Below are 1,690 nucleotides of genomic sequence, written 5' to 3' on the forward strand. Positions count from 1 at the left end.
CACATAAATCGCTTCAGCATTTTATGCAGAACCAATCTTTGCTCTGAAATTTAAACCATATCAATCTGTGTGGACACTCATCGTGACTCATTTGTCTTCACTTTTTAAAAGTGAAAGCAAACTATCCGTATCGTATAAGGAGGTGATCCAGCGCCAGGTTCCCCTAGCGCTACCTTGTTACGACTTCACCCCAGTCATGAACCACAAAGTGGTAAGCGTCCTCCCGAAGGTTAAACTACCTACTTCTTTTGCAGCCCACTCCCATGGTGTGACGGGCGGTGTGTACAAGGCCCGGGAACGTATTCACCGTGGCATTCTGATCCACGATTACTAGCGATTCCGACTTCACGGAGTCGAGTTGCAGACTCCGATCCGGACTACGACGCACTTTTTGGGATTCGCTCACTCTCGCAAGTTGGCTGCCCTCTGTATGCGCCATTGTAGCACGTGTGTAGCCCTACTCGTAAGGGCCATGATGACTTGACGTCGTCCCCACCTTCCTCCGGTTTATCACCGGCAGTCTCCCTGGAGTTCCCGACATTACTCGCTGGCAAACAAGGATAAGGGTTGCGCTCGTTGCGGGACTTAACCCAACATTTCACAACACGAGCTGACGACAGCCATGCAGCACCTGTCTCAGAGTTCCCGAAGGCACCAATTCATCTCTGAAAAGTTCTCTGGATGTCAAGAGTAGGTAAGGTTCTTCGCGTTGCATCGAATTAAACCACATGCTCCACCGCTTGTGCGGGCCCCCGTCAATTCATTTGAGTTTTAATCTTGCGACCGTACTCCCCAGGCGGTCTACTTAACGCGTTAGCTCCGAAAGCCACGGCTCAAGGCCACAACCTCCAAGTAGACATCGTTTACGGCGTGGACTACCAGGGTATCTAATCCTGTTTGCTCCCCACGCTTTCGCATCTGAGTGTCAGTATCTGTCCAGGGGGCCGCCTTCGCCACCGGTATTCCTTCAGATCTCTACGCATTTCACCGCTACACCTGAAATTCTACCCCCCTCTACAGTACTCTAGTCTGCCAGTTTCAAATGCAATTCCGAGGTTGAGCCCCGGGCTTTCACATCTGACTTAACAAACCACCTGCATGCGCTTTACGCCCAGTAATTCCGATTAACGCTCGCACCCTCCGTATTACCGCGGCTGCTGGCACGGAGTTAGCCGGTGCTTCTTCTGTCGCTAACGTCAAATAATGCAGCTATTAACTACACTACCTTCCTCACGACTGAAAGTGCTTTACAACCCGAAGGCCTTCTTCACACACGCGGCATGGCTGCATCAGGCTTGCGCCCATTGTGCAATATTCCCCACTGCTGCCTCCCGTAGGAGTCTGGACCGTGTCTCAGTTCCAGTGTGGCTGATCATCCTCTCAGACCAGCTAGGGATCGTCGCCTTGGTGAGCCCTTACCTCACCAACTAGCTAATCCCACCTAGGCATATCCTGACGCGAGAGGCCCGAAGGTCCCCCTCTTTGGCCCGTAGGCATTATGCGGTATTAGCCATCGTTTCCAATGGTTATCCCCCACATCAGGGCAATTTCCTAGGCATTACTCACCCGTCCGCCGCTCGACGCCGTTATCGTTCCCCGAAGGTTCAGATAACTCGTTTCCGCTCGACTTGCATGTGTTAGGCCTGCCGCCAGCGTTCAATCTGAGCCATGATCAAACTCTTCAATTTAA

Annotated in this window: 1 rRNA gene; it reads right to left on the minus strand. The window is 52.1% G+C overall.

The annotated features are described in order from the left end of the window. Window positions 1–135: 135 nt before the first annotated feature. A 16S ribosomal RNA gene (locus tag KIV40_RS13845) occupies window positions 136–1,688 on the minus strand. Window positions 1,689–1,690 lie beyond the last annotated feature (2 nt).

It is taken from the genome of Vibrio sp. D173a (assembly GCF_030248475.1).